This is a genomic window from Roseomonas acroporae (assembly GCF_023223525.1).
GTDB lineage: Bacteria > Pseudomonadota > Alphaproteobacteria > Acetobacterales > Acetobacteraceae > Roseomonas_E > Roseomonas_E acroporae.
Window position 1 is genome coordinate 1 of the sequence record NZ_JALPRX010000268.1, and the last position, 552, is coordinate 552.

General features: G+C 67.2%; 1 protein-coding gene. It reads right to left on the reverse strand.

What is annotated here, in order from left to right:
• Positions 1 to 62: 62 nt before the first annotated feature.
• A complete protein-coding gene (locus tag M0638_RS28450) occupies positions 63 to 380 on the reverse strand; it encodes a hypothetical protein (RefSeq protein WP_248670328.1) in 318 nt (105 codons plus the stop codon).
• Between the last annotated feature and the right edge of the window lie 172 nt (positions 381 to 552).

Below are 552 nucleotides of genomic sequence, written 5' to 3' on the forward strand. Positions count from 1 at the left end.
ACTGCTGATCGCCCGCATCAGGTTGCCGGCGAAACGCCGTGAGGCCGCCGCCATCGCCGCCGTCATTTCGGGCGGATGCCCGCGATGAACTTCTCGGCGTCCCCCCTCAACTCATCCTTCTCGTTCAGATGTTCGGCCAGGATTTTCAACCTGCCGTCGAGCATAGCGTTGACTTCGGCGATCTCCTCCGGGGAGGCTTTGACCAGCAAGGCCGCCAGCACGTCGTTCAAGACGGCGATCTTCACTGCAAGCAACTCCGGCCGGAATGGCTTCCGGGCCTCCGCCTCCAGCTTCTTCACACGCTGCTCCTGCCACGCCTGCCAGATGCCGATCCCGGCAATGGCGAGCGTGAACAGCGCGTTCCACATCTCGTGTGTCACACCTTCTCTCCTGGGCAGCTTCGAACACTCCCAGGATGAAGCCGACCGGGCCGGGTCCGCAATGGCCCGCCCGGTCGCTCCCTGCTCCCGTCTGCGGCGCCGCCGGCCCGTATCCGCAGACGCGCGGCCCCGGCCGACGGCTTCAGCCCCCTGGGCCGTCGGCCGCGTGGCG